Genomic DNA, 7,574 nt, shown 5'->3' with positions numbered 1-7,574 from the left:
CTGCTGTCCGCCGGAAAGCTGGGCCGGGAGTTTCTTGGCCTGCGAGTCGACGCCCACCCGGGACAGCAGCTCCATGGCTTCCTTCTCGGCCTGGGCTTTCGGGATCTTGCGCACCTTGCGGGGCGCCAGCGTGACGTTGTCGAGGATCGACTTGTGGGCGAACAGGTTGAAGGACTGGAACACCATGCCCACTTCCGCGCGCAGCTTGGTCAGTTCCTTGCCCTCCTGGGGCAGTGGCCTGCCGTCGATGCGGATGTCGCCCGAGTCGATGGACTCCAAGCGGTTGATGGTGCGGCACAGCGTCGATTTTCCGGAGCCCGAAGGCCCGATGATAACAAGCACCTCGCCTTTGTTGACCTTGAGGTTGATGTCCTTCAGCACATGGAGTTCGCCGAAGTACTTCTCCACGTGATTCAGCTCAACCAGTGGCTTGTCGTCGGAAGCCACGGTTTCGGCTGCGGACTGCACGGTTTCGGTCATGGCGTAGCGCCCCTTTCGTCATAGCGGATTTCCTTATCTCCGCGTTCTGGGAGGTTACGCTAACATCCGTTTGTAAACGATTGTGGTTCGTCATGTAACACGTTGTTGCGCATTGCATGGAAACCGGGGGGCGCGAGGCGACCATGCGTCATTTGAACATGCGCGAGCGGGTGAGGAACCATGTCACCAGCGCCGAAATCGCGATGGAAATGAGAATGATGACGGCGAATCCCCATGATTTGTCGGTCAGGGGCATGCCCAGCATGCTGCCGTCGAAGTTCATGCCGTACATCGAGAAGATCAGGGTCGGAATCGACAAAGTGATGGAGATGATGGTGAAAATGCGCATCACGTTGTTCAGATTGTTCGACACGATCGAGGCAAAGGCGTCTGTCATGTTCGCAAGAACGCCGCTGTATATGTTGGCCATCTCGATGGCCTGCTTGTTTTCGGTGATGACGTCCTGCAGCAGATCCTCGTCCTCGGGATACTGCTTGATGCCGTTCAGCGTGTTGAGTTTTTCCAGTACGATTTCGTTCGACTTCAACGACGTCTGGAAGTACACCAAGGTCTTGCTCAGCTCGAGCAGCATCACGATCTCGCGATTCTGCATGGAATGGCGAAGCTTCAGTTCGAGCTTGTCGCTTTCACGGTCGATGATGCGCAGGTAGCGCAGGTACATCGTGGCGTTGCGGTACAGAATCTGCAGAATGAAGCGGGACTTCATAAAGGTGTTGAACCCGCGAATCGTCCCCTCCATAAACGGATGAAGCACCGGCGTATCCTGCATGCACACGGTGATGATCAGATCATGCGTCACGATGATCGACAACGGGATGGTCTCGTACCAGTCCCTTCCGCCACGTTCCTCGACGGTGGGGATGTCGACGATGACCATGGTGTAGCCGTCTTCAACGTCCACGCGCGAGCGTTCCTCATCATCCAGGGGCGCCCGCAGATCGGCGAGGTCGATGCCGGTGGACGAGGCGACGGTGGCGAGCTCGACATCCGTGGGCTCCGACAGGCACAACCATGATCCGTTTTCGGGTTTCTCGATCTGCTCTACCTGACCGTTGATGGTACTGAAAATCCTCAGCATGCTGTTCACCCGCCTTCCGCGCCTATACCGCGTTCGTCTGACCCCCGCGCCCGTATGCGCACGGTCGAAAGCCATGCCCAGTGTAGTCCCGCGGACGCGACGTCCACGCCATGCCGGTCAGAATTCGCCCCGCGTTCATCCACCTGCACCGATGCCATGCCGCCATGCACCGCCCTACAATAAGCGCATGATGATGAATGAGGAGACCTGGGATTTTGTCCGGACGCATCGGGATGACGACATCCGGACACTGGCGTTGCACGCCAAGCGACGTGACGGGATCGACATGCCCATGGCCCTGGACCAGATCGCCGGATGGCAGACGGCGCGGACCAAGCTTCCGCAATGGGCGGCATCGGACGGCATCGTCTATCCGCCGCATATTTCAATGGAGCAGTGCTCGTCGCAATTCACCGCGCAGTATAAGGCAAAGGTGGCCCGGCGGCTGATCCGGCAGTCGAATGAGGACGCGGCGAACCGGCGGGCCCCCTCGTCGCGACCGGATCCGATCGGCGGGACCAGTCTGGTGGATCTCACCGGCGGCTTCGGCGTGGACTGCTCGTACATGGCCCGCGCAGTCGACCACGCCACGTATGTGGAGCGCCAACCGCATCTCTGCGCATTGGCCGAACACAATATGGCGGCGTTGGGGCTGTCGCATGTGGATGTCGTCAACGCCGACGCCGACGCCTACCTGCAATCCATGTCGCCGGCCACGCTGGTGTTCCTCGACCCGGCGCGCCGCGACGCGCACGGCCAGCGCACGTATGCGATCACCGACTGCGCGCCGGACGCGTTGGCCCTGAAGCATGGACTGCTCGCGAAGGCCGCCTACGTGATGATCAAGCTCTCCCCCATGCTGGACTGGAGGAAAACCGTCGCCGATTTCGACGGCGCGGTCCATGAGGTGCATATTGTGGCCACGGCGAATGAATGCAAGGAACTGCTGGTGGTGCTGGGACACGGCATATGCCATGCCCCGCTGCTGTTCTGCGTCAATGACGGTCAGCGCACCGAGATTCAGCCCGACGAGGCGACGACGGCCGCCGGCGCGAAAACGGCCGCCGACAATGTCGGCCTGACGTCGTCGGAACTTCGAGGATGCCGTCTCTACGAGCCCAATGCCGCGCTGATGAAGGCCGGATGCTTCGACGCGATCGCACAACGGTTCGGCGTCTCGCAGATCGCCTCCAACTCGCATCTTTTCATCTCGCGCGGCGATGTTCCGGATTTCCCCGGCCGGCGCTTTGTGATCGAGGCATCCGGCACATTGGGGAAGAAGGAGCTGCGCGCAACACTCGCCGGGCTTTCCCATGCCAACATCACCGTGCGCAACTTCCCCATGACGGTGGCTGCGCTGCGTCGCAAACTCAAGCTCGGCGACGGCGGCGGCGTCTATTTGTTCGCCACCACGGATGCAGCCGGGCGGCATCTGCTGATCCGCTGCCGCAAACCTCCCGTCGCGACGACGACCACTGCCGGCGATACGGTAACGGTATGACCGACATGACGACAATCAGACCCGGGGAAGCCGGCGGAACGACAGACGTCGCGGAAACCTCGGCCGGGGCGCCGCGCGCCATCGAAGTGCGAGGCGCCCGCGTGCACAACCTCAAGAACGTCAGCGTGAAGGTGCCTCTGAACGAAATCGTCGGCGTCGCGGGCGTGTCGGGATCCGGCAAAAGCTCGTTTGCGCTGGGCGTCCTGTATGCCGAGGGATCGCGCCGATATTTGGAGGCGCTTTCCACCTATACCCGCAGGAGGCTCACCCAGGCGAGCCGTGCGGCGGTGGACGAGGTGCTGCACGTACCGGCGGCGCTGGCGTTGCGCCAGCGTCCCGCCGTGCCGGGCGTGCGATCCACCTTCGGCACCATGACCGAGCTGCTCAACAGCCTGCGGCTGCTGTTCTCGCGCTGCGCATCGCATGTCTGCGAACATTGCGGGGCACGCAACCGGCCAACGCTGGCCGTCGCCGCCGACCAGCCGATCCACTGCGCCTCCTGCGGACGACGCATCATCCCGCCCAGCGCCGAATCGCTGGCGTTCAACTCCGCCGGCGCCTGCCACACCTGCTCCGGCACCGGCATTGCGCGTACCGTGAACCGCGCCTCGCTGGTGCCGGACGAATCCAAGTCGATCGACGAGGGCGCGGTGCTGCCATGGGGCTCACTGATGTGGGATCTGATGAAACAGGTGGCCGGCGCCATGGGTGTGCGCACCGACGTGCCGTTCAGCGAACTGACGGACAGGGAACGCGACATTGTGTTCAACGGTCCGGCGGTGAAGAAGCACATCCTCTACAAGCCGAAGAAGGGCGACGATTTCGCCGAACTTGACTTCACCTATTACAACGCGGTCTACACGGTGGAGAACGCGCTGGCCAAGGCCAAGGACGAAAAGGGACTGAAGCGCGTGGCGCGGTTCCTGACGGAAGGTCCGTGCCCGGATTGCCATGGCACCAGACTGTCGGCCACGGCGCGGGAACCACGCGTGGGGGCCGATTGGTCGAATGACGCCGCCGGGCCGTCGGGCGGCGCGGCGTCGCCGGACAAGTACGGGATGAATCTGGCCCAGGTTACCGCGATGACGCTGGACGACGCCGTATCGTGGGTGCGTCAGGTGCCCGCGACCCTGCCGGAGGCCATGCGGCCGATGGCCCGCAGCATCGTCGATTCCTTCCTCGACGTGGCACGGCGGCTGCTGGAATTGGGGTTGGGGTATCTGTCGCTTGACCGGGCCGGCTCCACACTGTCAACCGGCGAGCGGCAGCGGGTGCAGCTGGCCCGGGCCGTGCGCAATCGCACCACCGGGGTGCTGTATGTGTTGGACGAGCCTTCGATCGGCCTGCACCCGTCGAATGTGGATGGCCTGCTTGGCGTCATGCGCGATTTGAAGGCGGACGGCAATTCCGTGGTGGTGGTCGATCACGACACGCGTGTGCTGGCCGCCTGCGATCATGTGATCGAGATGGGTCCGGTGGCCGGCGCGGACGGCGGCCATGTGATCGCCCAGGGGCCGGTGGCCGACGTGGCGGCGAACGCGAGCTCCCGCATCGGCCCGTTTCTGCAGGCGACTGGCCAGCAGCGCATCCGCGAAACCGTCAACCGGGACCATATGTTCGACATCGGGCATATCCGCATGCTGACCACCCGCATCCATACCGTCCGGCCCCTGTCGGTAGACATTCCCCGTGGCCGACTGGTGGCGGTGACGGGCGTGTCTGGTTCAGGCAAAACCACAATGGTTTTGGAATCGCTGATTCCGTCATTGCAGGCCATGGTTCGCGGCGGGACGATGCCGTCGCATGTGACTCGCGTCGAAGCCGGCGGCATTGCCCGGGCGAATCTGATCGATTCCAGCCCCATCGGCGCCAATGTGCGCTCCACGGTCGCCACCTACGCCAATATTCACGATGATCTGCGTCGCGCGTTCGCCCGTTCGGACGAGGCGGGGCAGGCGGGATTCAAAGCCGGCGACTTCTCATATAACACCGGGCGCCTGCGCTGCCGGACCTGCGACGGCACCGGTTCCATTTCGCTGGACGTGCAATTTCTGCCGGATGTGACGATTGACTGCCCTAACTGCCAAGGGTCCCGTTATGACGCCCGGGCCGACGCCATCCGCTGTTCGTTCGGAGGGGCCGCCGCGCCGCGCAGCAGTCTGCCGGAGCTGATGGCGATGAGCGTGGACGAGGCGCTGGCGGCCACCGGCACATTGAAGAAGGTGCAGGCCCGTCTGCGGACACTGCATGATTTGGGACTGGGGTACCTTACCCTGGGCGAGCCCACGCCGGCACTGTCCGGCGGCGAGGCGCAGCGGCTGAAGCTCGCCAGCGAGATGGGCCGCGCGCAGTCCGATGCGGTGTTCGTATTCGATGAACCGACGATCGGGCTGCATCCGTTGGACGTTCGCGTGCTGCTGGGCGTATTCGATCGTCTGGTCGCGTCCGGGGCCACCGTCGTCGTGATCGAGCATGATCTCGATGTGATCGCCAACGCCGATTGGATCATCGACATGGGGCCGGGTGGCGGCGAATCCGGTGGCCGCATCATCGCCACCGGCACCCCTCAGGACATCGCCGCCGACCCGGATAGCCGCACCGGGCGCTATCTGGGATTCTGAAGCGGCCTCGGTTTACCCGGTTTACAGAACAGCCTGCTCCGGCTTCGCCGGACGCTCGTTCATCGCCGGCAGATCGGCGACATCGATGGCATAGAACCGCTGGAGGTCACCGCTGAACTTGGCCAGACTCGCCTCGCTGCTGTACAGCATGTGACCGGCGGGATAATAGGTAAACGCCACATTGCCTCGCAGCGGTTTGGGCAGCCCCAGATGGTCGATGTCATATTCGGTTTGCCCGAACGGCGTGCACAGGTCGTAGACACCATTGCCGATCAGCACCTTCAGGGTATGCTGATGGGTGATGGCGGCCGCCAGATCAGGCACCACGTTGGGGAACGGCACCGTCGGGTCATCCTCGATGGGCAGGCCGGCCGGCTGCGTATGCCACCACGTCCAGCTTTTCTCGCCGGTCGGATTGCTCCATTCGATATCCGCGAAGCCCTTGCGCTCCCTTTCGCCGTCCCAGCCGAGCTCGTCGCGCAGATAGGCATTGCACAGGCTGGCATACGCCGGGTCGAGGAAGGCGTCGTCCACCACGAAGGTTTCCGTGCTGTTCATGCGGTCGAGGTCGTAGCCAGCCACGCGACCGTCGTAACGGCCCACGATTTTGTCGTCGCCGCGCAGCAGCTCCTTGCGGAATCTCGTGTCGATGACGCGCAAGTCGGAATCGTAGACATATTGCGCGGACAGCCCGGTCAGTTCGGCGTAGCGTTCGGCCACGCGACGTCTGGTGTCGTCATCCAGGGAATCGCCGGCCGCCAGGGCGAGGCGCAGCGGGCCGTTCGCAAACGCGCGGGCGGCTTGCATATGCTCGGCCAGTTCCGCGTCGGAGGCGACGCGCCCATGGTATTTGGCCACGGTGGCGTACGTCGGGAAATAGCCGATGTAGAACTGGTCTGAAGTGGCGAACATATAGCCGTAGTTCAGAATGTTGGAGATCAGCACCAGGCCGTTGAGCGCCACGCCATCCTGCTGCAGGCGATAGGCCAGGGCGGCGCCGCGCGTGGTGCCGTAGGATTCGCCGAGCACGTATTTGGGCGAATTCCAGCGGTGGAACTTGCTGGCGTAGGCGCGGATGAACGCGCTGAACGCCTTGACGTCGCCGTCCACGCCCCACATCTCGCCCTTCGCCTTTTCCAGGATCTGCGAGAAACCAGCGCCGGGGGCGTCGATGAACACCAGATCGGAAACCGGCAGCAGCGTATGGGCGTTGTCCGCCAGCTCATAGGGTGCGGCGGGCACCGGCGCGGCGTCGGGCGTATTGATGCGCTTGGGCGCGAGCGAACCCATCAGCAGGAACGTGGTGGACGACCCGGGGCCTCCGTTGAAGATGAACGTCACCGGGCGCCGCGGATCGGACCGGCCCGTCTCGCCGTCCACCATCGTGAACGCCGCGTAGAAGATGCTGGCCGCACCTTTGATCTTGGCGGTGTCGATGGTGATCGTGCCCACAGTGGCATCGTAATCGAGGTTCCTGCCGTCAAGGGCCATCGAGTGACGCGTGGTGTGCGTCACGGGCGTGGGCATCCCCTGATCGCCGTTGGGACCCTTGCCGGATGCGTTGCCCGCCGTGGTGTTCGGCGGAATCGTCTGCTCATCGCTCATCGTTTGTGTCGCCTCTCGTTTTCGCTGTCCTGCCGCCGCCGGATCCGAAGTTCTACTTGGCCAGCTCGGCTTTGATCAGACCGGCGAGCCTGCCACCGTCAATGGTTTTGCCGGCAAGCGCGGCACGGGCCGCCTTCATCACACGTCCCATGTCCTTGGGGCCGGCGGGGTTTACCTCAGCCACCGCGGCGGCGATCGCCGTTGCGTAGTCCTCGTCGCCGGCGGCCGCGGGCAGGAAGGTCTCCAGGTAATCGGCTTCCGCGGTTTC

At 63.5% G+C, this 7,574-nt stretch carries 6 protein-coding genes; 2 read left to right on the top strand and 4 right to left on the bottom strand.

What is annotated here, in order from left to right; translation table 11 throughout:
- The coding region (locus B2994_RS07090; RefSeq protein ID WP_291527671.1) for an amino acid ABC transporter ATP-binding protein at positions 1-480 on the bottom strand (480 nt) is incomplete at its 3' end.
- Between the two features lie 148 nt (positions 481-628).
- Positions 629-1,579 carry a magnesium transporter CorA family protein gene (locus tag B2994_RS07085; protein WP_291527670.1) on the bottom strand — a complete coding sequence of 317 codons (951 nt, stop codon included), beginning with the start codon at positions 1,577-1,579 and terminating at the stop codon, positions 629-631.
- A gap of 187 nt (positions 1,580-1,766) precedes the next feature.
- Here B2994_RS07085 and B2994_RS07080 point away from each other — a divergent pair, with 187 nt between their 5' ends.
- Positions 1,767-3,080: a class I SAM-dependent methyltransferase gene (locus B2994_RS07080; protein ID WP_291527669.1), complete on the top strand. Its 1,314-nt coding sequence runs from the start codon at positions 1,767-1,769 to the stop codon at positions 3,078-3,080.
- Positions 3,077-5,701, top strand: coding sequence for an excinuclease ABC subunit UvrA (locus tag B2994_RS07075; protein WP_291527668.1), 2,625 nt, complete (start codon positions 3,077-3,079; stop codon positions 5,699-5,701). The genes B2994_RS07080 and B2994_RS07075 overlap by 4 nt, the downstream gene beginning before the upstream one ends.
- A 21-nt stretch (positions 5,702-5,722) precedes the next feature.
- On the opposite strand, the gene B2994_RS07070 is transcribed toward B2994_RS07075, so the two are convergent.
- Both B2994_RS07070 and B2994_RS07065 read right to left on the bottom strand, forming a co-directional pair.
- Positions 5,723-7,306: a S10 family peptidase gene (locus B2994_RS07070; RefSeq protein WP_291527667.1), complete on the bottom strand. Its 1,584-nt coding sequence runs from the start codon at positions 7,304-7,306 to the stop codon at positions 5,723-5,725.
- 52 nt (positions 7,307-7,358) lie between these two features.
- On the bottom strand, positions 7,359-7,574 hold a 216-nt coding region (locus B2994_RS07065; RefSeq protein ID WP_291527666.1), incomplete at its 5' end, for a GatB/YqeY domain-containing protein.

This window comes from Bifidobacterium sp. UBA744, assembly GCA_002298605.1.
Lineage (GTDB): Bacteria > Actinomycetota > Actinomycetes > Actinomycetales > Bifidobacteriaceae > Bifidobacterium.
This window is presented reverse-complemented; position numbering and strand designations above follow the sequence as displayed.

Bases quoted from the DNA above. Each gene is read 5' to 3' on its own strand.
- B2994_RS07080 (WP_291527669.1), top strand. From the start codon at position 1,767: ATGATGATGAATGAGGAGACCTGGGATTTTGTCCGGACGCATCGGGAT.
- B2994_RS07070 (WP_291527667.1), bottom strand. From the start codon at position 7,306: ATGAGCGATGAGCAGACGATTCCGCCGAACACCACGGCGGGCAACGCA.
- B2994_RS07075 (WP_291527668.1), top strand. From the start codon at position 3,077: ATGACCGACATGACGACAATCAGACCCGGGGAAGCCGGCGGAACGACA.
- B2994_RS07085 (WP_291527670.1), bottom strand. From the start codon at position 1,579: ATGCTGAGGATTTTCAGTACCATCAACGGTCAGGTAGAGCAGATCGAG.